Source organism: Winogradskyella ursingii, assembly GCF_013403975.1.
In the GTDB taxonomy this organism is placed as follows: Bacteria; Bacteroidota; Bacteroidia; order Flavobacteriales; family Flavobacteriaceae; genus Winogradskyella; species Winogradskyella ursingii.
Genome location: NZ_JABFDH010000002.1, coordinates 175769 through 201638, shown reverse-complemented (window position 1 = coordinate 201638; position 25870 = coordinate 175769). Strand labels below are relative to the sequence as shown.

Genomic DNA, 25870 nt, shown 5'->3' with positions numbered 1-25870 from the left:
AAAGTTCTTTATTAAGCCTGAATTAACTTGTGTACGACTTGTTTCAGTTTTTCAGGAAATCTAAAAAATTAAAATATAATTAAAGAACTAAATAACCCTATGGATTACGGAAAAGAATTTGAAAAGTTTGCTACCAAAGATCAAGGCATAAACGCTAACTATTATCAAAAAATAGTAACTAGCATGAATCCTTCAAACTTAACACCAAATATTATAGAAGAACGTCAAATGAATGCGGTTGCAATGGATGTGTTTTCGCGTTTAATGATGGATCGTATTATTTTTTTAGGTACTGGAGTCAACGATCAAGTGGCTAATATTATACAAGCACAATTATTATTCTTACAAAGTGTAGATGCTTCAAAAGATATTCAGATTTATATTAATTCACCAGGTGGAAGCGTGTACGCAGGTTTAGGAATTTACGACACCATGCAGTTTGTAAAACCGGACGTCGCTACAATATGTACAGGTATTGCGGCATCTATGGCAGCTGTATTGCTTTGTGCAGGTGAGAAAGGAAAACGTTCTGCCTTAAGGCATTCTCGTGTAATGATTCACCAGGTAAGTAGTGGTACACAAGGGCAATTGAGCGATATGCAAATTGCACTTAAGGAAACCATAAGAGTAAAAGAAGAATTATATCAAATCATCGCAGATCATTCTGGGAATTCTTTGGAACAAGTTGAAAAAGATTCCGACCGTGACTACTGGATGCGTTCAGGCGAAGCATTGGAGTACGGAATGATTGATGAAGTTTTAGAACGAAAGAAATAATATTTTTTACGACTAAAACAACTCATGCTATTAAAAAGTTGTTCGAAAAGTCAACTTCTCTGTCAGCTTACTTTAAATTAATAAGATAGAGTTACCCTAAATACTTTTCGTTTTATTGAATTGAAATTAAAACATGGCAAAAGAAGAATTAGAATGTTCATTTTGTGGTAGGAAAAAGCCAGAAACCAATTTGTTAATTGCAGGATTAGATGCACATATCTGCGACCGTTGTATAGAACAAGCGCACGGTATCGTAATTGAGGAATCCAAGCAAGCAGGCAATACTGAGCTCAGTGCAGAACTTATGCTCAAAAAACCGAAAGAAATAAAATCGTTTTTAGACGAATATATTATTGGGCAAGAATACTCAAAACGTGTTATGTCCGTGGCGGTTTACAATCATTACAAACGTTTGCTACAACCAGCTTCTGATGATGATATCGAAATACAAAAGAGTAACATCATTATGGTTGGCCAAACAGGTACGGGTAAAACTTTAATGGCAAAAACCATTGCCAGAATGTTAAATGTACCATTGGCTATTGTGGATGCTACGGTTTTAACTGAAGCGGGATACGTAGGTGAAGATGTGGAAAGCATTTTAACACGCCTGTTGCAAGCAGCAGACTATAATTTGGAAAAAGCCGAGCGTGGTATCGTATTTATAGATGAGATTGATAAGATTGCCCGTAAGAGCGATAATCCATCTATTACAAGAGATGTTTCGGGTGAAGGAGTACAACAAGCTTTACTGAAATTATTGGAAGGTACTACAGTAAATGTACCACCAAAAGGAGGAAGAAAACATCCGGACCAAAAATTTATTGAGGTCAATACCGAGCATATTTTGTTTATAGCAGGTGGAGCGTTTGATGGGATCGAAAAGCGAATCACTAAACGCCTTAACATGCAAGCTATTGGTTATAGTTCTATAAAAGTAGATAATATAGATAGTGACAATCTTTTGCAGTATATTATTCCTAAAGACTTAAAAGATTTTGGATTGATACCGGAAATAATTGGTCGTTTGCCAGTGCTCACGCACATGGATCCCTTGGATGCCGATACGCTAAGAGCTATATTAACAGAACCAAAGAATGCTATCATCAAACAGTACAAAAAATTGTTTGAAATGGACGATGTAGAATTTACCATTACAGATGGCGCACTAGATTATATTGTTGAAAAAGCAATAGAATACAAATTGGGTGCAAGAGGTTTGCGTTCGCTTTGCGAAGAAATATTAACCGATGCTATGTTTAATCTGCCAGGTTCCGACGAAACAAAACTAAATGTAACGAAATCTTATGCAGAAAATAGATTGAATAAATCTACTTTAAAGAAGTTGAAGGCTGTTTCATAGTTGAGAAATAGAATTAATAAAAAAACCACAATTTCAAAACTAGAAATTGTGGTTTTTGTTTTTAATTAGGATTGATTAATTTAATATCGCATTGCAATATATGGTAATAGCAGTGAGGGATTATAAATAATTGATAGCACATTTATTTACAGCTAAGTTAATCCCAATATGCGTTTTAACTTTTATAATTTGGACAAAGCCCAAATAAAACTCGATATATGAATTAGGTCGGTCGTTTTTTACGATGAAAAGCTCAAGACTTAATTCTACCGGGATTTTCTTTGGCAGCTAATTTCAATACTTCTCTATAAGCCACATCTGAGTTGGCATTGTCAGATTGAAATTGTACCATTGCATCTCTATAGCCGGCTTTTACGGTGGTTAAATGGTAAGCTTCAAACGGTCTTATTTTAAAATTATATGTTCCGTCACGTCCAGTTAATTGGCGCTCTACTTCCTTGCCGTCACTATCATGTAAAATTACAATGGTATTTGGCAAAACATTACCATCTTCTTTAACAACAATACCTTCTAATTCTTGGTAAATTGCTTGCGCATTAAATTGGTACATATTAAAACGTTGTCCAAGATTACCTGCATTAGACGAAAACACACCTTTTTCGTCATTTAACAACATAAAAGCTATATCGTCTCTAATTGAGTTAATTTTTATACCCAAATTTCTTGGTTCTGTATAGTTAAGATTCCTATAGTTGTTCGAGATAAAAATATCGAAACCACCTTGACTATCGTGACCTTTTGAGGAAAAGAAAATTTCTTTACCAGATTTAGTAGTGTGTGGATATTTTTCGTCTTCCTCAGTATTAATTGTTCTACCTAAGTTAATTGGCTCACTTAATGTACCGTCCTCATTAACTAGAGCTTTGTAAATATCAAAACCACCAAATCCACCTTCCATATTGGAAGAGAAATATAAAAATTGTCCGTCTGCAGACATGTGAGGATTTTCAACTGAATACGCTTCAGAAGTAATATTCAATAAAGTATGATTGATCCATTTTCCGTACGAGTCTTTCTTTAAATCAGCTTTATATAATTGATAATTTGCAGAATTATCACGTTCGCTTCTAGTGTAATAGATGGTGTATTCATCCAACGAAAAAGCAACTTGCCCTTCGTTACCTCTTGTGTTCAGAATTCTACTAAATAGTATAGGTTGGGAGAGTTCATCTCTTTTTAAGTTGATATCCGTACAGAATAAATCTGAGTATGGTTGATCAGTGTGCTCGTCAATTCCATTACCAATAGCACCAATTTTCTTAGTAGATGTAAGAACGAGTTTGCCTCTAAAAACTGCGCTCGGTATTTCGGAATATTCAGAATTTATTTTAGAAACATTCACGGTAAAAATGTAACCACTGGTGTTAAAATCTGCAGCGTCATTATTAATAGTAGGTACTGAGTTGTCCAATAAACTAAACGAAAGAAATGCAAATGCCGTTAAGACAAAGGGATTTAAATATTTCATAATTTGAGGGAAATGAATTAATTAGAATAAATTTAGGCTATATGAATGAATATCAATAGGTTTAAATGCTTTTTTAGATAAAACCCATATTTTATACGATGAGTTTACTGAATTTTGATATTCAAAATCGCAAAGATTTAGAATATACAAGAAATAACATCGTGTTATTTTATCTTATTAAGATGCAATAAACGATCCACATAATCTCTTGAATTAGACAATCGAGGTACTTTGTGTTGCCCACCCAATTTGTTGTTTTCTTTAAGCCAATCGTAAAAAAGATTGGGTCTGCCTTGGTGAATTTTTGGTTTGTTGAGTGTCATATTATTAAGACGTTTAGCTTCATAATCTGAGTTGAGGGATTTTAGCTGATTGTCAAATAATTCCTCAAAATCGGCCATATTTTGCGGTGGTGTCTTAAATTCAATGATCCATTCATGGGCACCTTTTTCTTTACCGTTCATAAATATTGGGGCAGCTGTGTAATCTACAATTTCAGAAGAGGTATGTTTACAAACAGCCTTTAAAGCATCTTCGGCATTTTCGATTATGAGTTCTTCTCCAAAAGCATTGATGTGGTGTTTAGTGCGTCCAGAAACTTTAATGCGATGAGGACTAAGGCTGGTAAACCTAATCGTGTCGCCAACTTTATAACGCCACAAACCAGCATTAGTTGTAATAATAATAGCATAGTTTTTTTTCAGTTCTACCTGACTAAGTGGAATGATTTTTTGATCTTCATTGCCATAAGTGTCCATTGGAATAAATTCGTAAAAAATACCATAATCCAGCATCAGCAGAAGCTCACCAGAATTATTCTGATCTTGTATAGCAAAAAATCCTTCGGAAGCGTTATATATTTCGTAATACTTAAACTTACTTGAAGGTAAAATGGTGCGATACTGTTCAATGTAAGGGTTGAAACTTACTCCTCCATGAAAATACACCTCAAGATTTGGCCAAACGTCAAAAAGATTATTTTTTCCGGTAGATTCTAAAACGTTATTCAGCAAAACCAACATCCAAGATGGTACACCAGCTAAACTTGTTACATTCTCGTATTTAGTTTCATCTACGATAGCCTGCATTTTTGTCTCCCAATCATGCATTAAAGAAACACGACTGCTCGGAGTACTACTAAATTCTGCCCAGAAGGGCATATTATCAATAAGTATAGCACTCAAATCTCCAAAAACAGTCCCATTTTCTTTATATAATTCTTTACTACCGCCTAATCTCAGGCTTTTTCCTGTGAATAATTGTGCGTCTTCGTTGTTGTTTAGGTACATACAGAGCAAGTCTTTACTCGCCGCATAATGGCAATCTTCCAAAGATTCGATACTTACTGGTATAAATTTACTTTTGGCGTTCGTAGTGCCACTTGATTTGGCAAACCACTTGATAGGTCTTGGCCAAAATATATTGTGTTCTCCTTGCCTTGAACGCTCTATTAAGGGTTGCATAGCCTCATAATTTACAATAGGAATACGCTCACTGAATTCTTTATACGTTCTTATAGAATTAAAGTCATATTGTTTGCCAATTTCAGTATCTTTTGCTTGTTTCAAAAGGCTAAAAAGTAATTCGTTCTGTACTTCATTCGGGTATTTTAAAAACAATTCGATTTGATGAAATCGTTTCTTTAAAAACCATGAAGCAATAGAATTTACAATAGGGATTGGCATGGATTGGCTATCTTTTGGCTAAATTAGTGGTGAACTAATTACAACCTTTTCCATTTGCTAAAAAAATGATTAATTTTCGCTTAAACGCAAAAGGTTGAAATAAGTTTAATGCTAAAAATACTAAATTTCTTTTATGCTCTACACCGGTGTACTCACTAAAATGCAAACTGAGTTTTCAGAACCGATTCAATATTATATGGTTTTTGAAAACGACTTTATTCATGTTAATCAATTATTGGAAAATACCCTTGAGATTCAGCTCATTGGCCACCAATGTTTAAGTTGTAAGTTGGATAGGCCGATTTTCCGTCAGGGTTTTTGTAGAACTTGTTTTTTTGACCAGCCCGTGGCAGGCGATTGGATCATGCGGCCAGAATTGAGTACTGCGCATTTAGATAAGGAGGATCGAGATTTAGCTTATGAGAAGAAAGTACAACTACAGCCACACGTTGTTTACTTGGCAAACTCAAGCAATGTAAAAGTTGGTGTAACACGAAAAACCCAAGTGCCAACACGATGGATAGATCAAGGTGCGCACGAAGCCATAGAAATGGTTGAGGTACCCAACCGCTATTTAGCTGGTATAACCGAGGTAGCATTAAAAGATCATGTAGCAGACAAAACTAACTGGCGGAACATGCTTAAAAATAATATTGAAGACGTAAATTTAGAAGAGTGGCGACAACGACTTAAATCCTATATTCCACAGGAAGCTTTGGATTATTTTATTGAAACCAACGCTGAAACTCATCTTCATTTTCCAGTGCTAAAATATCCTGAAAAGCCTAAAAGTCTTAACTTGAAGAAAACACGAAATTATTCGGGGAGGTTGATGGGTATAAAAGGGCAGTATCTCATTTTTGAAGATGACACCGTTTTTAATGTGAGAGCTAACGAAGGTTTGGTCGTAAACCTGAATGTTTAAAGAACAAAAAAAGAGCAACAATTAGTTGCTCTCTTTTATAAAATATTTATAAAGAAGATCTATACGTCCTCTTGATCTCTTAAGCCTTGAATGTATTCGGCTTTTTGGATTTCTCTTCTTCTTTTTACAGAAGGCTTAGTGAAATAACGAGACTCTCTTAAGTTTTGCATAATCTGCACGTTTCTGTGCTTACGCTTGTAACGCTTAAGCGCACGCTCTATATTTTCTCCTTCTTTGATTTCGATTTTAATCATTTATCGATATTTTATTGTTATCTAATTCTTGCAAATGGTCGGCAAATATATGCTAACTATTTGAAAATAAAAAATTAAATTATCCTAAATAAGTTTTTAAGATTTTGCTTTTGCTAGCATGTCTTAATCTACGGATACCTTTTTCTCTAATTTGTCTTACACGCTCTCTGGTAAGATCGTAAATTCCGCCAATTTCTTCTAGTGTCATTGGTGGCTGATCACCAATTCCAAAATTCAATCTAATGACGTCACTTTCCTTTTGTGTCAGGGTTTCTAAAGCACGCTCAACTTCAACATTTAATGATTCTTTCATCAATTGCTTATCAGGTCTTGGGGATTCTCCAGAACTCACAACGTCATATAAACTAAATGTTTCTCCATCCTTTAATGGTGCATCCATAGATAAATGGCGACCAGAATTTTTCATGGATTGTTTTACTTCACGCACGCTTAAATCCAACTCACGAGCAATTTCATCTGCATTTGGAGGTCTTTGGTTTACTTGCTCTAAATGAGAAAATGCCTTATTAATTTTATTAATGGTTCCAATTTTATTTAACGGTAACCTAACAATACGAGATTGTTCCGCTAAAGCTTGTAAAATAGCTTGTCTAATCCACCATACGGCATAAGAAATAAACTTAAAACCTCTAGTTTCATCAAAACGTTTTGCCGCTTTTACTAGACCTGCATTACCTTCGTTAATTAAATCTGGTAATTTTAAGCCTTGATTTTGATATTGCTTAGCCACAGAAACCACAAATCTTAAATTCGCCGTAGTTAACTTGTCTAGTGCAACTTGGTCACCTTTTTTAATGCGTTGAGCCAACTCTACTTCTTCATCTGCTGTAATCAAAGGAATCTTACTGATATCCTGTAAGTATTTATCTAATGATTTGTCTTCTCTGTTGGTAACCTGCTTGGTGATTTTTAACTGCCTCATGTATCCTGTTTAAATTTAGTGAACCCACATTATAACCCAATTTTTAAGAAAAGCAAATTATTACGCAATAATTAACAAAAATTGGCAAAAAAAAGCTGTTTTTGGGTTTGAAAATTAATTTTGGGTAGAATCTGTTTGTTTTTTCTTTGGTTTTAGAACATTATCTAAAATGCTTTTTACACCCTTTTTTACTTGATCTTTTGGCTTGGTTTTGGTGCTATCTGTTACTGTCGAATCTTTTTTTGAAGTATTATCTTTTCCTAAGCCACCACCTAGCAAATCAATAATCTTGTCTTTTCCTTTGCCGATGAGTTTTTGTTTTTCAATTTCTATCAGCTGTTTGGTCAGATTGGAAACACCACTCGTAAGGTCGGTCGATATATTAGGATTTGAAAAATTTCCATTTATATTGGCAGTAACGGGAATGGTAAGGTTGTTTACTTCGTTATCATTAATTTTTCCGATAAGACGATTCACCTCACTACCTAAGTATTTGGCTGGGACTTGAAACACCACATCGTATTTCATATTGTTAGTAAATGTATGTGTTCCTGAAATTTCTATTGGAATGTCCTTATATTTTAATGAGAATGGTTTCAAAGACACTTGGCCGTTTTCAAAACTTAATCTAGTATCGATATTTTGCTTTAATTCTTCTAGATCGAGAAAATCGAGCTTGCTGTCCAAACCTTGAAGTAAAGGGCTTTGTGAAACATTAATATCAGATGTTAGTATTTCCGCTAAAGCGTTTCCTGAAATAGTGCTTAAATCTGGCGAAAAGCTGTTGTTTAATAAACCGCTTAAATTTATGGTTGAATTGAGCTTACCTTCAATCACCTTTGCAATTGGCGCTAATGCCTGTAACATTTCTAAATCTTTAAATGATTGCGAAATGTCAAGTTGCTGCAATGCCAAATTCATATCAAATCTGGGCGTTGCCTCTTTGGTCGAAACGTTACCGGAAACACCTATTTTACCATTAAATATATCCGTAGTGACATTACGTAAATTGGCGTTTTGATCTTTAATGACTAGCTGTCCTTTTACATTTTTTAAATTGAGATTATCATAAATTACCGTGTTCGCATTTGCGGTAATCGTACATTCTAAAAATTCAGGGATTTTAAGTGCTTCTGTTGCCGAAGTGCTTCCGTTGGCACTAGTGGTTACATCTGTCTCATCTTTCATAAAGTCTGAAATTGCCAACGTATTAGAATTTAAGTTGAAATTTCCCTGAAGGTTTTTGTCGCTCAACATAAAACCTAATAGATTATTAATCGTTCCTGTTGCTGTAAAATCACTCTTTCCCGTTAATGCAGAAAATTTATTCAGGCTCACAAATCCATCTTTAAAAGTCAAATCTGCCTCATTGATTTGAACTGGGTTAGCAATATCTTCCGACGAAAATACGAAGTTAGAAATTGAAATATTTCCTTTGTTTTTTATGCGTTGATATGCATTTGTTTCAATCGCATCCATATCAAAAGAGGTGACAATATTACCTTTGAGAATGCCACTAAGTTCATTTTCAAGTTCAATCGGGTAGGCTTGGGTGATATTTGCTAAATTTATGACACCATCCAAGTTGGCTTCTACCAAAATATTCTTGGTGAGGTTTTTTATGTGCGCTTCGGATTTAAAAACGTCATTATCAATTTTAAAGTTCAGTTTATTAATATCAATATAGGTATCATCCACAAGACCTGTAGTGTTTTTTACATTAGCATCGATCATAATGTTCTCAACACTTTTTGGTAGGTCTGGATATTTAAACGACGCATTGTCTGATTGCATATTAATATCTAAAGTAGGTATAGTCTCTTCGGAAACTAAACCTTTAATGATACCATTGACCGTAAAATTTCCAGTAGTTTTTACAGTCTCAATATTTTTGGCATAAGCTTTTGGGATAACAGCTAGGAAATCTTTGAATGATGATTCGGGATTTTTAAAGCTGATATCTACCTGCTGTCCGTTTTCAACCTGCTGTACATAACCTTGAAACTCGAGAGGCAGTTCGTTGATGTATCCTTTATTTTCTTTAAACGTATATTTTTCCTGTTCTAAATCCAGATCAATTAATGCGTCTAATTTTATAATATTATTACTTAAATATTCAACACTATCCATTGCAAATGTTGCTTTAGCTTCTGTTCTTGTTTCTAATTCAGATAGTCCGCCAGAAAAAGTGCCATTGCCTTCATGATTGATTTCGGTAAGATATATAACCGTATTGTTGGTTTCGTCTATATAAGTGAAGGCACTATTGTCAATTTCGTAATTTTCAATATCAAAAGTAAACCCAGTAGTGGTAGAATCTGAAGCGGTTATAGTGTTTTCACTCGTCTTCAGGATATCGTAATTAACAGCGCCAGTCGCGTTTGTTTTTATAACCAAGAGTAGTTCGTTAGCAATAATTTCATTGACAGTCAATGGCTCGTCCGACCCTTTGAAAAGCTCGCCAATTGGCATTTTAAAGGAAATGGATTTTGCAGTGGCAAGAGTTTCATCCTCAAAAGGGGCATATGTGGTGATTTTTAGATTATCTACACTCACATTTGCATTTGGAAAACTTTTAATGAGGCTCAAGTCTATATCATCAAAGCTCAATTTGGCATTGAGATTTTTATCAGCATAATTCTGCACTATGGAATCTACTTTAGATTCTAATACAAAAGGAATTGCTATAAGAACAGCAATAAAAATAAGTAGAATAATACCAATTATTTTAAATACTTTTTTCATAAGTAATGTATTGTCAAGTTTAAAAGATAGCTTAGTATGTATATACACAAAAATCCTCAGAATAGTTGTGATTTCAGCTAATTTTAAGAAGAATTTAAAGGTTAATCTGCTTTTAAATTAGACTAATTTCCTCGTTGATTTTTAACTTGAAGCGTTTTCGAAAAAAGTAAACTCCAAGATATAAAAAAGGAGTATCAAATGCTGCCACTAAAACTTTAAATAAAAACCCGCTTATGAGTAAGCCTTTAAAGCTGGACCACGGCAAAACTTCAAAAAAACATAATAGGCCGATAATAAATAAAGTATCTACAAATTGAGAAAGCCAAGTAGAAAAGTTATTTCTAAGCCATAGATGCTTTCCGTTGGTCAATTTTTTCCAAAAATGGTAAATCCGTATATCAATAAGTTGAGCAAGAAGATAAGCAAACATACTAGAGCCCACGGCCAAAACTGTTTTGCTAAACACTAGCTTAAAGACCTCGTCATTTATGGGAGAGTTTATAATTGCCGGTACGTAATCTGCCATTAGAATGATTGCAATTGAAAATAGTGAAGCAAAAATCCCTGCAATCACGATATCGTTGGCACGTTTCTTTCCGTAAATTTCACTGACCAAGTCAGTAATTAAAAACGTTATTGGATAGGGTAAAATTCCCACTGAAATCTCAAATAATTTTGATCCAAAAATTTCAATATTTAAGGGATACCAATAAAAGAATTTCTGAAAAATTAAATTTGAAACAACTAAAGACGTGATAAACAAAGCACCTAAAAGAAGATAAATACGTTGGGCTAAAAGCTTGTCTTTTATTGACATTAAAAATGGTTGATAAATAGTTTTGGTAAAGATAAAGGAATAAATTTTCTTTTAGTTATTTTGCTAATTCAGCTTATGACGAACATCAAAACCATTTACATCGCTTTGGGCAGCAATAAAGGCCTGAAACTGCAGAATATACAGTCTGCAATCGACGGGATTTACGAAAGTGTGGGTGCGGTGCAGAAAATCTCAAAAGTATACAATACACCTGCATTTGGTTTTGAGGGTGACGATTTCTATAATGCTTGTATCAAGGTTGAAACGCAACTCAAACCGAAAAAACTCCTAAAGGCATTACAAAACATAGAGGCTAAACTCGGAAGAACATTAAAAACTTCAGGTGGTTATGAATCGCGCGAAATCGATTTGGACATTATTTTTTATGAAGATGAAATAATAGATGAAACTTCGCTGAAAATTCCACATCCCGAAATGCACAAACGTAAGTTCGTGTTGCAACCGCTTTGTGATATTGCCAAAGAAGTTGAGCACCCTCAGCTTAATAAATCTATCGAGTTATTACTTGAAGAATGTGAGGATAATTCGGTCATAGAATCTATAAATATATGGTTGAAAAACCCTAAGAAAGCTTATGCTTTTGGCGATTATAATTATATCGCTATTGAAGGAAATATCGGAGCCGGAAAAACCAGTTTAGCGAATAAAATAGCACGAGATTTTAATGCTAAATTGATATTAGAACGCTTTAAAGACAATGCATTTTTACCTAAATTTTACAAAGAACCAGAGCGCTATGCATTTACTTTAGAGATGTCTTTTTTAGCCGACCGCTATCAACAGATTAGCGATGATTTATCGCAATTGGATCTGTTTAAGGATTTTATGGTCAGCGATTACGACGTGAACAAATCATTAATTTTTTCTAAAGTCACTTTGCCCGAAGATGAATTTAGATTGTATCGTAAATTATTTCATCAAGTATATAAAGACATTGCCAAGCCAGATTTGTACGTATATCTCTATCAGAATACAGAACGTTTACAAGCTAATATTAAAAAAAGAGGTCGTAATTACGAAAAAAACATTAAAGACGATTATCTCGAAAAAATAAATGCAGGTTATCTTGAATTTTTAAGGAGCCAAACAGAAATGAACGTGAAGATCATTGACATTTCAAATAAAGATTTTGTTAAAAGCCGTGAAGATTATTTGTGGGTTTTGGGTGAGATAAATAGTGTTGATTAGTTAGTAATATTTTGGTTTTGTCAACCTGAACACGTTTCAGGATCCCATAAAAATGAATGCACAGTAATCCAGCAAATTTAATAGAATGATGAACTCTAAAACATCGTAAAAAGTAGCGTCACAATTTTGCTTTCAGGTTGTTTTAAAACGGTTTCCGCCAACAATTGTTTTGATTCAATTTTCAAATTAAAAGGTTCAGCTAGTAAATCCACGCCACTACCTTGTTTCAATCGAATTCCTTGACTTGTAATTTTATCTTTATTAGGAATAAAGTCACCAAGCGGTAAGTGTTCGGTAAGAATCACATATTTGTAATTGTGAAGTTTATTGACGATTTTTTGAATTTCAGCATTTGATAGGTGTTGAAGCACTTGTCTTAAAATGAGGCAATCTGCCATAGGGATATCGTCTTTTGAAATATCGAGATTAAAAAATTCTAAGTTGTTTTCCTTAAAAAGATTTCTATTTCGCTCGATTAAATCTTCAACAATATCAACGGCAAAATAAAGTTGCGCATATGGCACGAGTTCTTTGCCAACATTGAAGTCGCCACAACCTAAATCGCAAACCCTCAATTTTTTATTGTTGGACTTCAAAAAATCTCGAACAGCTTCTACATAGGGTTTTATGATTGCTGAATCATGGGAACCTTCACCTGAATAGAAGTCAGAATCGTTTCCGCCCCATAGATGTTGCTCGTAAATTTGTTTCATTACGGCTTTTGTAGGCCAAGGTTTCTTTGTTGTCTTTTTCATTTATTCGAATTTGCCATTCCAAAATTAACAACGCGTTGTGTTGAGCTTGTCGAAATAATTGAGGTATCTCAAAATAGATTTTTTTTTGAGATTTTTAGACTATGCTCGAGCTGGCAGAAAAGAATCTAATGTTTTAACTTCGAAAACACGTCCCATACCACAACACCACAACTAACAGAAATATTTAAAGAATGTTTGGTACCGTATTGTGGAATCTCAATAACCGCGTCACTTATGTTAACAATTTTCTGACTTACGCCTTTAACTTCGTTTCCAAAAACAAAAGCATATTTTTGGTTGGGTTGAGGTTTAAAATTGTTAAGCATGGTCGCATTTTCAGCTTGTTCAATCGAACAAATTTTTATGCCTTCATTTTTTAGTTTTTCTACCAAATCAACAGTCGTGTCAACATATTCCCAATCTACAGTTTCGGTACTGCCCAAAGCCGTTTTTCTAATATCGTTATGTGGTGGTGTTGCGGTAATACCACAGAGGTAGATCTTTTCAATTAAGAACGCATCACTTGTTCTGAAAACTGAACCGATATTATTTAAACTTCTAATATTGTCAAGAATTATTATGATAGGAGATTTTTCAGCTTTTTTAAATTCTAAAATTTCCAGTCGTTCTAATTCTTTATTTTTTAGTTTACGCATTTGTTTTCATTTAGAAGACCTAGAGGGTTTTTAAAACCTTTAAGGTTGAGTATTTCGACTTATCAACACCTGTAAATAACTTATACTTCTTTGACTTCACCAAACCTCAAAATATAAGTATTTTAGCAGACCTACAATTAAGTTGATTTTCACAACAAAAATACACAAATCCAGTGGCTAAAAAGGCAAAAAAAGTAACACCATTAATGAAGCAATACAATGCCATCAAGGTTAAATATCCTGATGCGTTATTGTTGTTCAGAGTTGGCGACTTTTACGAAACTTTTGGCAGCGATGCTGTTAAAGCCTCAAAAATTCTCAACATTACATTAACCAAACGAGGAGCTGGTAGTGATAGTGAAACAGAGCTGGCTGGGTTTCCGCACCATTCTTTAAACACTTATTTGCCAAAACTCGTCAGGGCAGGTGAGCGAGTAGCTATTTGTGATCAGTTGGAAGACCCAAAGCAGACTAAAACAATTGTAAAACGTGGTGTAACGGAATTGGTGACGCCTGGTGTAGCACTCAATGACGATATTCTAAATTCAAAATCGAATAATTTTTTAGCTGCCGTTTATTTCGATAATCAGCGCATTGGGATTTCATTTCTGGACATTTCAACAGGTGAGTTTTTGACGTCTCAAGGCAATGCGGAGTATATTGATAAGTTGCTTCAAAATTTCAACCCTAGTGAAGTTTTAATTTCGAAAAAATCCAGAAAAGTTTTTACAGAAACTTTTGGCAACGATTTTCATACGTTTTACCTGGAAGATTGGGTGTTTCAAGCCGATTTTGGCTATGAAACCTTGATCAAACATTTTAATACTAAAACATTAAAAGGTTTTGGGATTGAAGATTTATACGAAGGTATTATTGCGTCTGGAGTTGTACTTCATTATTTAAATGAAACTCGCCATAATAAGCTAGAGCATATTACAACTATTTCCAGAATTGAAACAGACGATTATGTATGGATGGATAAATTCACCATCCGAAATTTAGAGCTTTACCATTCTACTAATACCAATGCGGTAACCTTGATCAATGTAATTGACAAAACCATATCCGCTATGGGAGGTCGTACCTTAAAGCGTTGGTTGGCTTTACCATTAAAGCATGCCGATAAAATCAAACAACGGCACGAAGTAGTTGAGTTTTTGTTGGATAATGAAACTGTGCTTCAAAAAATTCAAGGTCACATTAAGCATATAGGTGACATTGAGCGTCTCATCTCAAAAATAGCAACAACTAAAGTTAATCCTCGCGAAGTTGTACAATTGAAAAATTCTTTGGAAGCCATAGTTCCTATAAAATCTATTGCTGAAAGTTGCGACAATGAAGCGCTTAAAATCTTAGGAGATCATCTAAATAGATGTGATGTTTTGCGTGACAAGATTAAACAAACGTTAAACGAAGAAGCACCTGTAAATGTATTAAAGGGTAACACAATTGCTGAAGGTTTTTCACAAGAATTGGATGAGTTACGAGGTTTGTCAAAATCTGGAAAAAATTATCTAGATAGTATGCTTGAGCGCGAATGTGAGCGCACAGGTATTACATCACTTAAAATAGCGTCCAACAACGTATTTGGTTACTACATAGAAGTACGTAATACTCACAAAGACAAGGTACCTGAAGAATGGATACGTAAGCAAACCTTGGTAAATGCAGAACGTTATATTACAGAGGAACTAAAAGAATACGAAGCGAAAATTCTTGGAGCAGAAGAGCGTATTTTAGCCATTGAGCAACAATTGTTTGCAGAATTGGTGCAATGGATACACCAGTTTATAGTAGTTGTTCAGCAGAATGCACAATTAATTGGAAAATTGGATTGCTTATGTGGATTTGCGAGTTTGGCAAAATCTAACAATTATGTGTGTCCACAAATAGACGATAGTTTTGATTTGGAAATTAAAGACGGTCGTCATCCGGTTATTGAGAAACAGTTACCGATTGGTGAGCCTTATATAGCTAATGACGTCTATCTCGATAGAGAAGCACAACAGATAATTATGATAACTGGACCAAATATGTCTGGTAAATCAGCAATTTTGAGGCAAACCGCATTGATTGTATTGCTGGCGCAAATTGGTAGTTTTGTTCCTGCTGGAAAAGCTAGGATTGGATTGGTCGATAAAATATTTACACGCGTGGGAGCGAGTGACAATATCTCGATGGGAGAATCTACTTTTATGGTAGAAATGAATGAAACTGCTTCAATTTTGAATAATATTTCAGACCGAAGCTTAGTGTTGTTGGATGAAATAGGGAGAGGAACGAGCACCTACGATGGTATTTCTATTGCTTGGTCCATTAGCGAATATCTGCACGAGCACCCTGCAAAACCAAAAACTTTATTTGCCACACATTACCACGAGCTTAATGAAATGACCGAAACTTTCATCCGAATTAAGAATTTTAATGTGTCTGTAAAAGAGCTTAAAGATAATGTGCTTTTTGTGAGAAAACTGGTTGAAGGTGGCAGCGAACATAGTTTTGGAATTCACGTTGCTAAAATGGCAGGTATGCCACAGCAAGTTATAAGACGTGCTAACAAAATTCTTTCAAAACTTGAAAAATCACATTCAAGCGATGAATTGACCGACAAGGTAAAAACGTTAAAAGACGATGTTCAATTAAGTTTTTTTAATTTAGATGATCCTCTTTTGGAGGATATAAAAGATGAAATTCTAAATACGGATATCGATACATTAACACCGGTTGAGGCACTCATGAAACTCAATGAAATTAAACGAATGTTAGTTAAGAAAAAACAAGCTTAAAATTATTTCGATTTATTTATAAAAAAAGCCTTTGCATTTATGATAAAAATTATAAATTTGCATCCGCTTTTAGAGCGAACAAGTTCTTTTAAAAATTCTGCGAAAGTAGCTCAGGGGTAGAGCATCACCTTGCCAAGGTGAGGGTCGCGGGTTCAAATCCCGTCTTTCGCTCTATAATATATACCAATATTGATTATAGTCTGTAATCATGATGCTGAAGTGGTGGAATTGGTAGACACGTTGGACTTAAAATCCAATGTCCATTAGGACGTACGGGTTCAAGTCCCGTCTTCAGTACTTAGAAAAACCGTAATAAACTGTATGTTAGTTTATTGCGGTTTTCTTTTTTGTAATCTAGTCAGTATTTAGTCAGCCAATTGAAAATTTAGTGTTTGTTTTAAATTATTCCTCGTATGTGCGTTGTGACTGTCAAAAAATCTTTGTTTGCGGTTCGATATGATGTCTGCGGTTTTGTCGTTTGTCCTTGACGTTTCCTTGACATTTAATTTATTGTTTCCTTAACCTAACCTAAACGTAACTTTGTACAATTCTATCTATCCCTTACCGTAAAATTACCCTCGCCGTAACCTCGTTGTTTAAACCTTTTATAATTCGAGTATTTTAGAGGGTAAATACCTTAGGAATACTTAGGGCCCTACTAACTTGGAAAACGACGAGAATCTATTTTAAAACATCTGTATTTGACTTGGTTCGTATAATCGTTTGTTTCTCAATTTAATATTACTATGCTTATTTCTAATATTATGAGCAATCTCTTTTATTTGGGTTTTATAATCTGAATTAATCCAATTAGTAGAAAGATATTTGTTTTTTATTCGGTCGTATGTGAAACGATCCGTTTTGTAGTAATATTTAAGTCCAGTATGTGAAAGTAAAATACTATCATTTCTTTGCATAGATATATTTAATCCAGTTACTAAACATCGGTTATTTAAATGTGTGCCGGTTTTACCTTTATATATAGTTAAATTGGCACACTTTTTTTGTTCTGTATAGGGTGTTAAAACGGCACACTTTTTTAGTTCTTTCAGTTTGTCAAATATTAGTTTTCTGACTTCTTTTTTAAGATGCGTTTCACAAGTATTTAAAGCATCATAATACGACTTGAAATTCGTTCTAAATACGTTTTTACTTTTGTTTAATAGTTTGTGCCAGTAAATAGGGTTTAACCTCTTTTTGTGGTTGTCTAGTTTGGTTTTGGTAAGTCCTGGTCTTGCTTGTTCATCTATTATTAAAATCTTATCAAACTCTTTTAAAATAGTGTTTTCTAATATTTGGTAGGTGCTAGGTCCTAGTAAGTCGTTGAGGTTTTTTATTCCTAAACTTTCAATATACTTTTTACGGTTGCTTTTTACTTCAAACCTAAATGTATTTAAGTCGGTATATACAGGAAATTGTAAGCCTTTAGCATAACATTTAATAATCTTATAGACGTTTGTTTTACCGTTACTGTTTGTTGTGGTACTGTATTTACAATACGAATGTTTACTATCTGTATAAAACTGGTTTTGTTCGTGGTATGTTAAAAGAGTTAAAAAGTCCTTAACACAAATTAGATTTTTAGGAATAACAATATTTAACCCAAACTCAATATTTATTATTTGTAATTCTTTAGTATCTACTTTGAAAGTGTCTGCAAACTCTCGAAGTGTTTTAATGCAGTTTAAGATTGTAAAATCGTTTGCGTTGTGTAAGTTGTTGTTGAAATAATAATGGGGCTTAAAATAGATATATAAGGCGTGTTTAGTAAACTCAAATAATATGCCGTTATATTGCTTTTTGTGTTTGGTGTGTATGGTTTCATTATCAAATAAAAGTATTTCACTATCTGAATGAAAGTATAATAGAGAGTGCGACCAAAAATATTGCTTCAGGTCGTTGTTACTTACTTTTATTTTAATAAAGTCGGTTGTCAATTAGATTTTAGTATCTTTGAGTTGTGGGTATGCGTTGCCGTATAACCTCAACATTTGAACAAATAAAGAGAGGTTTTGAACGCCTCTCTTTTTTTGTGCTATTGGTTTGTAAGGGTTGTAGTTTCGGTTATGGATGCATCTATAAAACTCAATACAGTTTTAATATCTCGAGTGTAGAAGTCTTTAAAGTAGAACACTATCATATAATCGTAATTGTCTAAAAATTTAACGATTATTAAATGTTTTTTGTCCATTGCATCGCCTTTATAGGTGTGTTTTTTAGGTGTTTTAAACAATCCTGTAAGTCTAGGTTTAACCCATTTTTTACCGTTGTGTGTTTGTACCCAAAATAAAGGGGAAGATTTGGCACACATACGGTCTTTACTAACATTTAGTAAATCTGAAAGTAAAGACGTGCCGTTTAAGGTTTTTTGTAGTTCGTAATGCTTTACGCTTTTGTATTTACCCTCATTTATTTCTTTATAAATATGGGTTACTGGTTGTGGTGTTGCCGTATTCATAATGCTTTAGTTTTTAAGTTTAACTATTGCATTTTCTACGTCGGTACGTAAATAAAAAACACGACCACCAATTTGATGCGCTGTTAATATGCCTTTTTTAGTCCAGTTGTGAATTGTCGACAAGTCCACCGATAACATTTTTGCGACTTCTTGTCTTGAAAGATATTCTTTAGGTGTCTTTGGCTCGAAGTTCTTTTTTAAGTCTTCTAATCGTTTCTTAACCGTTTCATCGATGAGGTCGATAAGTGCGTTTGGCGTTGTGCCAATAAATTGAATTTGTTGCATAATATTTCTGTTTTGTTTGCAACAAATAGAGTTTAGGTTTTTTTTAGGTTTTCCCTAAATCGTAGAAAGTGATTTATTGAGGTGGATTATAGCCTATTGAAATAAGTTTTTGATTAACTTTTGTAACTGTTTTGAGTTTTGTCATTGGGTTGTTTTTTTGATTTGTCGTATTATCGTTCATTGGGTTAATGTACGATTGTACTGTACCGCTGTTTATTCCAGTAAATCCGCTAATTGCTTCGGCTAATTTATTTGTGGACTGTATAAAAGGTTGTTTACTTTTAAGAAAATCTAAAACTCCCAATTGTTGAAGCATTATTATTTTTTCAGTTCCTTTTGATTCGCTTAAGTCAATTAGAGGTTTTGTTTCTATACTTTTTTCCTTGTCATTTTCTTTTTGGTTAAAAACTATTGTTTCATCATTTAAAACTCTGTATGAAATCCCTGCTTTGTTTAGTTTATTTCCTAAAAAATGGATTTTTGAATTGAAACTTGTTAAAAAAATTGTCTCTTTTTCGTTAAGGTCAGTTACCTCCTTAGATACTTCAATAAGCAGTTTGTGATATTTATTAAATTTTTCAGAATCAAGATTAAAATATTCTTCTTCCGTAACTCCAATCTTTTTAAAAACTATTTCGTTTCTTTCCTTACTTTTTTTATTTATTTCGAAGTTCTTTTTGGTAACTGCTTTAATTAATTCTTTTAAAAAAAACCCCTCTATTTCTGATGTCGATAAGTCATCAAAATCAACATTCTTATGCCTTAATATTTCTGTAAATTCCGAAAGAGTAATTTCGTAATTTTGAATAAAATTTTTATAATTTAATTGGTAATAGGTTGTAAAATACTCGTTAATTATATCCATTTGAACATTAAAATTTATGCGTTGCCTTGCTTATTGCAGTAAATATATTAATTAAATAATCTCGAGTTAAAAAGTGCAACCATTTCGTAAAATTCGCCATAGCCTCCAAAATGATGCATTGAACTTAGCCAGTCGGATATATCTTTGTCAAAATTGGCATAAAATCTATATTGATTTTCAATTTCATTTTCTGCTATTTTGTAGTCCTTATCTAGTAATACCTTTAATGTTTTTTGGTTTAGTTTCATATTGAAAATGCTTTAGTTTTGATTTGATGCGTTTTTAATTACGTTTAGTTGTGGTTCTTTTTTCTCTTTTTGAGCCTGTAAAGTGTAGAAGTCTGCTATTTGTTGTGCATAGTCTAAAGAGTTTTTTCCTATATAGTTTAAAAACATCTTTTCGGTGCTGTGTGCCGTTATCTGCATTATTAAAGGGGTTGGTAATATTCCGTATTGATTTGTTGCAAATGAACGTCTGCAAACGTGTGAAGTGATTAATTCGTGTTTTGGGTATATACCTTTGGTTTTTCTTTTGTATTTATTGCCCTCGCCTTTTTTGGTTACTTCAATAATACCGCCTTTAGTCATTTCGTTAATTTCTGAAAGTCTGCATACTTCTTTAATATGCTCATTTAGTTTCTGAATAGATATTTTATAAGGTAGTCCAGTTTCTAAAATATCTTTTGTGGTTTGCAATACTGGTATGGTTATATTTTTGCCTGTTTTTTGTTGCTTAAGCTCTATGACTTCATAACCGTTACGAGTTACAAAATTACTTTCGTTGAGGTTTAGCAAGTCGCCACCTCTTTGACCTATATTACAACCTAATAACAACCATTTACGAGCGTTTTGTAATGCTTCGGCTGTTATATCTGCATTGGCTATTTTTTCAAGTTCTAAAGGCGTTAAATAAATTATTGTTTCGTTTTTACTTTTAGTGCTATCAATCTTTTTTAATTGTGGATGCGTTTTTATTCCCTCTGTTTCAGCATCAAAACAAACCGTTTTTAAATCTGCTATTTTTTTAAGTGCGTAACTCTTTGAATATTTTTTATCGTTGATAAGGTATTTTAGAAAGTCGTTTGCAAATTTTACGTTTACGTCTTTAACCTTATAACTGTTTTCTTTTTGGTAGTCTGTAAATATGTTTTTTAGTGAAGTGTAAGCGTTTTTCCTACTTTTTGATAGTCCTATACCACCTTTGGCATTTTTGCGAAAATCTGCGTTATTGATTAGGTTCTGAATAGCATCTACAATTAAATCACTTTGTTTATTTTCTGTGATGCGTTCAAAATGTAAATCGATTTGATGCTTCAACCAGTCGCCTGTAACCTCAACGCCTTTTTTGTTTGCATCGTTAACCTTGTCCAGTACATAATCTTTTAACTTTCTTAAATCTGAAGTTAGATTTTTTTCATCTGCATAATTCTGTTTTGGTAGTCCTGTATCAGTACTCCAGTTTTTAGGATTGAAGTTTAACCCTGTTTTGCGTTTTATTACTTTGGACTTGCTTAATGATAGTCTTAAATAAATAGGTGCGTTATCCGACTTGCTTTGAAGTATATATTTTATCGTTGCCATATTTTGAACTTTTGAACACTCAAATATAACGATAAAATTTAATCTAGTCAGCGTTTAGTCAGCATTTAGTCAGCCGTTTTAAATTTTATTCAATTTCATTACATTTTTAAAAAATGTAGTAATAACGGTACTTATATTGATTTTATAAGTGATTTATAGGTTTTTTAAGGGTTTCAAAAAGTATTAAAATGAGAGGTTTCTTGTCCCGTCTTCAGTACAGAAAAAGCCGAAACGAAAGTTTCGGCTTTTTTGCTTTAGAACTATTCGTAAAGCTAATTTTCTACCCTATCGTAAGTTTGAAAATGAAATTAAGTATTATATTGAGTTAATTACAAAAAATAGTTAGATAATCAACAAAGCAATTATTCCCATTAGATAAAATATTGTAGGTTCATAGTAATTTGATTTTCTCTAAAGCTCAGTTTTTATAATACATTTCAATTCATATTTATTAAATTTATCTATTCAACCAATCCGTTATAATTATGAAGTATTTGCAATTTTTATTAATTATATGTTTTATTTCTACTTCTTGTCAAGAACCTCGTAAATTGAGTTCTACAGATCCAGAACTATGGGAAGCAAGGATGGTTAAAGATAGCATGCCAGATTCACTAGAAACCGGTAGTACTTTCCTGTCCGTTTATTCTCAAATTTATGTCAGAAATTCGGAAACGCTTTCCGATTTGGCTGCTACCGTAAGTATTCACAATCCTAATTTGGAAAATGAAATTTACATTGAAAAAGCTGTTTTCTATAATACTCATGGTGAACCAATACGATCTTATTTTCATCAGCCCATTTTTATAAAATCAATGGAAACTGTGCAGATTATAATTGATGGTATAGACAACGAGGGTGGTACAGGTGCAAATTTCATCTTTGATTGGAGAACAAGCGCTAGTCCGCCAATTTTTGAAGCTGTTATGCTAACAACATATGGTCAGCAAGGCATTTCTTTTGTTACAGAAGGAAAACGTATAGATAAATATTGATGAAATACACTTGATTTTGCATTGTAATTAATTTTTATTAAACCAATAAAATCATCAAGTGTTAAAGACGAAAAAATTGCGTCTAGAACAGTAATACTTCCGCGAACAGGATCTTGGGCCATTCTATTTACCTGATTTGCTTAAATATTCTATGATTTAATTTTTGATTGAAGAGTGTTCTTGTAATTTTAAAAAATTAAAGATTTTTTATCCTTGTTAATTAATGTTGTTAAATTTCATCACCCATACATACTGATATATTTTTCTCTCTGATATACCATAAATACAAGTTATTCATTATTTTATTACCTTAACAACCTTATTACAAACTTCTTGTTCTGATGTTGTATTTTAAAAATAGATTAGTTGTACTCCACTTAATTTTTTGTTTCTTTTTTTGCTTGTGTATCTCAGCGCAAGAGTTACCTCCTTTGCAAGTTTTTACGCCTCAGGATTATGCAGCTGGTGATCAGAACTGGGCAATTAGTCAAGGGGACGATAATAAAATTTATATCGCTAACAACAATGGTTTGCTAGAGTATAATGGTGCGAATTGGACATTATATAAAATGCCTGATCAAACTATTGTTAGATCAGTTGAAGTTATAGAAGGGAAGGTTTACACTGGGAGCTATATGGATTTCGGGTTTTGGGAGCGAGATATATATGGAGTATTAACATATAATTCATTGGTAAAATCATCGAATTTGAACTTAATCGAAGATGAGGAAATTTGGAAGATCCTGGGAATCGACAATTGGGTTTTATTTCAATCATTTGATAGAATTCATATCTATAATAGATCTGATAAAACATTCAAAGTCATTGAATCGGATGAACGAATTAATAAAATCTACGATGTTTCTGGCACTATTTATTTTCAAAAAACTTCTGCTGGAATTTATAAAATTGAGAATGGTAGAGAGGAATTGATTACTCAAGATTCTGAAATTCTCAATAAAGAAATTGTAAATCTCTTCTCGTATAATTCGGATTTACTTATTCAGACCAAGGAAAATGGATTTTACATTTACGACGGAAATGTAAAGCAATGGAACGTCAGTGTTAACAATTTGTTACAGAACATGAGTATTTATAGTAGTACTCAACTTAATGATGGTAGTTATTTATTAGGTACTATTTCTAACGGAATGATCCTTATAAACCCATTAGGTAAAGTTCTATATAGGATTAATCAAGCAAATGGATTAAGCAACAACACTGTGTTGTCCACTTATCAAGACAAATCTGGCAACATTTGGTTGGGATTGGATAATGGTATTAACCTTTTAAATTTAGATTCACCTTATAGGGTTTATAAAGATAATCTTGGTGTTTTGGGAACTATATATGCTTCGATATCAGATGATAAGAATCTGTATTTGGGCACAAATCAAGGGCTGTTTTATAGAAAATTAAATTTGGATGAACCTTTTGATTTGGTTGAGGGAACGAAAGGACAAGTATGGAACTTGACAAAATTTAACGAAACGATTTTTTGTGGTCATGATAAAGGGACTTTTGTGATTGAAAATGGAAAGGCAAAACAGGTTGCAGATGTCATTGGAACATGGATTATTAAACCAGTACCAGGAAATTCTGATCTTTTACTTCAGGGTAACTATAAGGGGTTAAATGTTTTGGCTAAAGATAATGAGGGCAATTGGTCTTTCAGGAATAAGATAACTGGTTTTGATATATCATCAAGGTACATAGAGTTTTTGTCAAATAATGAACTTCTTATAAGTCATGAATACAAAGGTGTTTACCGATTACAGCTTGATGACAACTATACAAAAGTTCTGAAGAAATTTAACGAAAATGTAGATAAGGGTATTTATTCAAGTTTAGTAAAATATAACGATGAAATACTCTATGTTTTCAATGAGGGTGTCTTTAGGTATAATTCAAAATCAAATCAATTTGAAAAAGATGATGATCTGAGCGAGCTATTCAATCAGGAAAATTTTATTTCGGGTAAAACTGTCGTAGATAAAGATTCAAACCGGTTATGGGGTTTTTCTAAAGATCATATATTTTACATCGAGCCTGGCAAAATTAGTGATGAACCAAGTATGCAGAGAATATTTTTGCCGAGTGAAATAAGAAAAAGTAAATCGGGATATGAGAACTTGTTAAGTTTAGATACTAACAAATATCTTATAGGATCAAAAGAAGGTTATCTTATACTTGATTTAGATAAGTTAATTGATGAGTCATATAGAATACAACTTAACAGTATTAATTATCAAGCACTTCAGAACAAAGAAAAACCATTGGAATTGACCGCGGTTAATCCTTCATTAAATAACACGGATAATAATATAAGATTTGCATATAGCGTTCCGGAATATGATAAATTTTTACCTACACAGTATCAATATAGGCTTGATGGAATTTATAATGATTGGAGTACCTGGTCTCATCAATCCAATGTTTTTTTCGAGAATTTACCAGCAGGTGAATATACGTTTCAAACTAGAGCTATGGTCAACGGTAATATTAGTTCAAATATTATAGAATACCCTTTTATAATAAAAAAACCATGGTATTTGAGCATATGGGCCATAGTGGGTTATGTGTTAGTCTTTGTATTAGTTGGACTTGCTATTCAGCAGTTTAATAAAAGACATTATGAACGTCAACAGAAAAGACTCTTAGAAAAAAAAGAGAGACAGTTGGAAGTAAAAGAGCTTGAGAGCCAACGGCAAATAATGGGTTTTAAAAACGAAAACTTACGCCAAGATATAGAAAACAAAAACAGGGAATTAGGAATTTCAACCATGAATTTGATCAATAAGAATGAATTGTTGGGATCTATTAAAAAGGAATTGTCTAACATTAAAAATATAGACGAATTAAAATCAGTAATAAGACTTATTAACGAAAACCTAAACACGTCTGATGATTGGAAGCTTTTTGAAGAAGCGTTCAATAATGCAGATAAAGACTTTCTTAAAAAAGTTAAAACCAAACACCCTTCTTTAACGTCCAATGATTTAAGATTGTGCACATATTTAAGACTTAATCTTTCTTCAAAGGAGATAGCGCCATTACTAAACATATCGTCTAGAAGTGTTGAGGTAAAGCGCTATAGGCTACGTAAGAAAATGGAATTAGAGCATAAAAAGAGCTTAACAAATTACATTTTGGAATTGTAGCGACTATACAAAGTATAAAAAGACCTATACAATACCTATACAACAGTAAATATTACGTACTAAAAAATAAATATTGCAAATTATTGCAAACTGCGAAATGTGCAATAAAAAGCGCTGTATTT

At 33.1% G+C, this 25870-nt stretch carries 21 protein-coding genes and 2 tRNA genes; 9 read left to right on the top strand and 14 right to left on the bottom strand.

Translation table 11 applies throughout. The features are described 5' to 3' along the window. Positions 1-99 precede the first annotated feature (99 nt). Both HM983_RS04665 and clpX read left to right on the top strand, forming a co-directional pair. Positions 100-777, top strand: coding sequence for a ClpP family protease (locus HM983_RS04665; RefSeq protein ID WP_179344240.1), 678 nt, complete (start codon positions 100-102; stop codon positions 775-777). 133 nt (positions 778-910) lie between these two features. Continuing rightward, on the top strand, positions 911-2140 hold the full coding sequence (gene clpX, locus HM983_RS04660) for an ATP-dependent Clp protease ATP-binding subunit ClpX (protein ID WP_179344239.1): 1230 nt from the start codon (positions 911-913) through the stop codon (positions 2138-2140). A 253-nt stretch (positions 2141-2393) separates the two neighbouring features. Here clpX and HM983_RS04655 read toward each other — a convergent pair whose 3' ends face one another. Both HM983_RS04655 and HM983_RS04650 read right to left on the bottom strand, forming a co-directional pair. Continuing rightward, the gene (locus HM983_RS04655) at positions 2394-3629 is read right to left on the bottom strand and encodes a carboxypeptidase-like regulatory domain-containing protein (RefSeq protein ID WP_179344238.1); all 1236 of its coding nucleotides are present in this window, start codon (positions 3627-3629) and stop codon (positions 2394-2396) included. A gap of 164 nt (positions 3630-3793) precedes the next feature. Further along, complete coding sequence (locus HM983_RS04650) at positions 3794-5314, bottom strand: GH3 auxin-responsive promoter family protein (RefSeq protein ID WP_179344237.1); 1521 nt, start codon at positions 5312-5314, stop codon at positions 3794-3796. Positions 5315-5447: 133 nt separating this feature from the next. On the opposite strand from HM983_RS04650, the gene HM983_RS04645 reads away from it, so the two are divergent. Beyond that, positions 5448-6239, top strand: coding sequence for a DUF2797 domain-containing protein (locus tag HM983_RS04645; protein ID WP_179344236.1), 792 nt, complete (start codon positions 5448-5450; stop codon positions 6237-6239). Positions 6240-6298: 59 nt separating this feature from the next. Here the strand turns inward: HM983_RS04645 and rpsU are convergent, their stop codons facing one another. From rpsU to HM983_RS04625, 4 genes are all read right to left on the bottom strand, one after another. After that, entirely contained in the window at positions 6299-6493 is a 195-nt protein-coding gene (rpsU, locus tag HM983_RS04640) for a 30S ribosomal protein S21 (RefSeq protein ID WP_179344235.1), read from the bottom strand. A gap of 79 nt (positions 6494-6572) precedes the next feature. After that, positions 6573-7436, bottom strand: a complete 864-nt coding sequence (locus tag HM983_RS04635) for a sigma-70 family RNA polymerase sigma factor (protein WP_179344234.1) — start codon at positions 7434-7436, stop codon at positions 6573-6575. Positions 7437-7550: 114 nt separating this feature from the next. Continuing rightward, positions 7551-10181, bottom strand: a complete 2631-nt coding sequence (locus HM983_RS04630; protein ID WP_179344233.1) for an AsmA-like C-terminal region-containing protein — start codon at positions 10179-10181, stop codon at positions 7551-7553. Between the two features lie 112 nt (positions 10182-10293). Further along, positions 10294-10998: a queuosine precursor transporter gene (locus tag HM983_RS04625; RefSeq protein ID WP_179344232.1), complete on the bottom strand. Its 705-nt coding sequence runs from the start codon at positions 10996-10998 to the stop codon at positions 10294-10296. Positions 10999-11073: 75 nt separating this feature from the next. Between HM983_RS04625 and folK the strand changes: the two genes are divergently transcribed. Further along, entirely contained in the window at positions 11074-12207 is a 1134-nt protein-coding gene (gene folK, locus HM983_RS04620; RefSeq protein ID WP_179344231.1) for a 2-amino-4-hydroxy-6-hydroxymethyldihydropteridine diphosphokinase, read from the top strand. Positions 12208-12302: 95 nt separating this feature from the next. Here folK and HM983_RS04615 read toward each other — a convergent pair whose 3' ends face one another. Next, entirely contained in the window at positions 12303-12962 is a 660-nt protein-coding gene (locus HM983_RS04615) for a class I SAM-dependent methyltransferase (protein ID WP_179344230.1), read from the bottom strand. A 125-nt stretch (positions 12963-13087) separates the two neighbouring features. After that, the gene (locus HM983_RS04610; RefSeq protein WP_179344229.1) at positions 13088-13618 is read right to left on the bottom strand and encodes an RNA methyltransferase; all 531 of its coding nucleotides are present in this window, start codon (positions 13616-13618) and stop codon (positions 13088-13090) included. Between the two features lie 173 nt (positions 13619-13791). Here HM983_RS04610 and mutS point away from each other — a divergent pair, with 173 nt between their 5' ends. The 3 genes from mutS (at position 13792) to HM983_RS04595 (ending at position 16701) form a co-directional block, all read left to right on the top strand. After that, positions 13792-16404 (top strand): DNA mismatch repair protein MutS, encoded by a 2613-nt coding sequence (gene mutS / locus HM983_RS04605; protein ID WP_179344228.1) that lies wholly within the window; start codon positions 13792-13794, stop codon positions 16402-16404. 99 nt (positions 16405-16503) lie between these two features. Further along, positions 16504-16575, top strand: a tRNA-Gly gene (locus HM983_RS04600). 42 nt (positions 16576-16617) lie between these two features. Continuing rightward, positions 16618-16701 (top strand) — tRNA-Leu (locus HM983_RS04595). A gap of 389 nt (positions 16702-17090) precedes the next feature. Here HM983_RS04595 and HM983_RS04590 read toward each other — a convergent pair. From HM983_RS04590 to HM983_RS04565, 6 genes are all read right to left on the bottom strand, one after another. Then, complete coding sequence (locus HM983_RS04590; RefSeq protein ID WP_179344227.1) at positions 17091-18341, bottom strand: hypothetical protein; 1251 nt, start codon at positions 18339-18341, stop codon at positions 17091-17093. A gap of 98 nt (positions 18342-18439) precedes the next feature. Beyond that, positions 18440-18862, bottom strand: coding sequence for a hypothetical protein (locus HM983_RS04585; protein WP_179344226.1), 423 nt, complete (start codon positions 18860-18862; stop codon positions 18440-18442). A 6-nt stretch (positions 18863-18868) separates the two neighbouring features. Further along, entirely contained in the window at positions 18869-19147 is a 279-nt protein-coding gene (locus tag HM983_RS04580) for a helix-turn-helix domain-containing protein (protein WP_179344225.1), read from the bottom strand. 73 nt (positions 19148-19220) lie between these two features. After that, positions 19221-20012, bottom strand: coding sequence for a hypothetical protein (locus HM983_RS04575; RefSeq protein ID WP_179344224.1), 792 nt, complete (start codon positions 20010-20012; stop codon positions 19221-19223). Between the two features lie 47 nt (positions 20013-20059). Further along, positions 20060-20260, bottom strand: coding sequence for a hypothetical protein (locus HM983_RS04570; RefSeq protein WP_179344223.1), 201 nt, complete (start codon positions 20258-20260; stop codon positions 20060-20062). A 12-nt stretch (positions 20261-20272) separates the two neighbouring features. Then, positions 20273-21592: a phage integrase SAM-like domain-containing protein gene (locus HM983_RS04565; protein WP_179344222.1), complete on the bottom strand. Its 1320-nt coding sequence runs from the start codon at positions 21590-21592 to the stop codon at positions 20273-20275. Between the two features lie 485 nt (positions 21593-22077). On the opposite strand from HM983_RS04565, the gene HM983_RS04560 reads away from it, so the two are divergent. Together HM983_RS04560 and HM983_RS04555 are read left to right on the top strand one after the other, a co-directional pair. After that, entirely contained in the window at positions 22078-22587 is a 510-nt protein-coding gene (locus tag HM983_RS04560) for a DUF3124 domain-containing protein (RefSeq protein WP_179344221.1), read from the top strand. Between the two features lie 431 nt (positions 22588-23018). Beyond that, positions 23019-25748, top strand: a complete 2730-nt coding sequence (locus HM983_RS04555) for a triple tyrosine motif-containing protein (protein WP_246277460.1) — start codon at positions 23019-23021, stop codon at positions 25746-25748. Positions 25749-25870: the final 122 nt, after the last annotated feature.

Excerpts from the sequence above, each read along its gene's own strand:
- HM983_RS04615 (WP_179344230.1), bottom strand. The coding sequence starts at position 12,962 with ATGAAAAAGACAACAAAGAAACCTTGGCCTACAAAAGCCGTAATGAAA.
- HM983_RS04610 (WP_179344229.1), bottom strand. The coding sequence starts at position 13,618 with ATGCGTAAACTAAAAAATAAAGAATTAGAACGACTGGAAATTTTAGAA.
- folK (WP_179344231.1), top strand. The coding sequence starts at position 11,074 with ATGACGAACATCAAAACCATTTACATCGCTTTGGGCAGCAATAAAGGC.
- HM983_RS04630 (WP_179344233.1), bottom strand. The coding sequence starts at position 10,181 with ATGAAAAAAGTATTTAAAATAATTGGTATTATTCTACTTATTTTTATT.
- HM983_RS04565 (WP_179344222.1), bottom strand. The coding sequence starts at position 21,592 with ATGGCAACGATAAAATATATACTTCAAAGCAAGTCGGATAACGCACCT.
- rpsU (WP_179344235.1), bottom strand. The coding sequence starts at position 6,493 with ATGATTAAAATCGAAATCAAAGAAGGAGAAAATATAGAGCGTGCGCTT.
- HM983_RS04635 (WP_179344234.1), bottom strand. The coding sequence starts at position 7,436 with ATGAGGCAGTTAAAAATCACCAAGCAGGTTACCAACAGAGAAGACAAA.
- HM983_RS04665 (WP_179344240.1), top strand. The coding sequence starts at position 100 with ATGGATTACGGAAAAGAATTTGAAAAGTTTGCTACCAAAGATCAAGGC.
- HM983_RS04625 (WP_179344232.1), bottom strand. The coding sequence starts at position 10,998 with ATGTCAATAAAAGACAAGCTTTTAGCCCAACGTATTTATCTTCTTTTA.
- HM983_RS04650 (WP_179344237.1), bottom strand. The coding sequence starts at position 5,314 with ATGCCAATCCCTATTGTAAATTCTATTGCTTCATGGTTTTTAAAGAAA.
- HM983_RS04655 (WP_179344238.1), bottom strand. The coding sequence starts at position 3,629 with ATGAAATATTTAAATCCCTTTGTCTTAACGGCATTTGCATTTCTTTCG.
- HM983_RS04575 (WP_179344224.1), bottom strand. The coding sequence starts at position 20,012 with ATGGATATAATTAACGAGTATTTTACAACCTATTACCAATTAAATTAT.
- HM983_RS04645 (WP_179344236.1), top strand. The coding sequence starts at position 5,448 with ATGCTCTACACCGGTGTACTCACTAAAATGCAAACTGAGTTTTCAGAA.
- HM983_RS04570 (WP_179344223.1), bottom strand. The coding sequence starts at position 20,260 with ATGAAACTAAACCAAAAAACATTAAAGGTATTACTAGATAAGGACTAC.
- HM983_RS04580 (WP_179344225.1), bottom strand. The coding sequence starts at position 19,147 with ATGCAACAAATTCAATTTATTGGCACAACGCCAAACGCACTTATCGAC.
- HM983_RS04560 (WP_179344221.1), top strand. The coding sequence starts at position 22,078 with ATGAAGTATTTGCAATTTTTATTAATTATATGTTTTATTTCTACTTCT.
- clpX (WP_179344239.1), top strand. The coding sequence starts at position 911 with ATGGCAAAAGAAGAATTAGAATGTTCATTTTGTGGTAGGAAAAAGCCA.
- HM983_RS04585 (WP_179344226.1), bottom strand. The coding sequence starts at position 18,862 with ATGAATACGGCAACACCACAACCAGTAACCCATATTTATAAAGAAATA.